The sequence below is a fragment of the Streptomyces sp. NRRL S-31 genome, assembly GCF_000718775.1.
In the GTDB taxonomy this organism is placed as follows: domain Bacteria; phylum Actinomycetota; class Actinomycetes; order Streptomycetales; family Streptomycetaceae; genus Streptomyces.
In genome coordinates this window covers 1-429 of sequence record NZ_JOCB01000258.1, presented here as the reverse complement: position 1 = coordinate 429, position 429 = coordinate 1, and the positions used below count along the sequence as shown (strand labels likewise).

1 pseudogene is annotated in these 429 nt (G+C 65.7%); it reads right to left on the bottom strand.

Annotated elements, in window-relative coordinates:
- A pseudogene (locus tag IF37_RS0138520) lies at positions 1 to 429 on the bottom strand (hypothetical protein); the annotation flags it as partial.

Below are 429 nucleotides of genomic sequence, written 5' to 3'. Positions count from 1 at the left end.
TCTGGTATTTGTGGTAGACGCCGGTGGGTCCGGAGGCGAAGACTTCGAGTCGTCCGTCCTGGTTGTGGTCGACGGTGAGGTCGTGTCCGCCGCCGCCGAAGGTTTCCCATGGCGACCAGCCGCCGTTGACGGCTGTCTGGTAGAGGTGCTGGAAGGTGTCGCCGTTGAGGGCGAAGACTTCCAGGCGTCCGTCGTTGGATTTCTCCATTTCGATGGTGCTGTCGGCGGGTCCGCCGCCGGCTGGTTCCCACTGCGACCAGTTGCTGTTCGCGGCGGTCTGGTATTTGTGGAAGACGCCGACGGGTCCGGAGGCGAAGACTTCGAGTCGTCCGTCGCCGTTGGCGCCGACCGCGATGTCGTGGCCGCCGCCGCCGAAGGGTTCCCAGCCGGACCAGGCGCCGGATGGTGTGAGTTGGTAGCGGTGCTGGA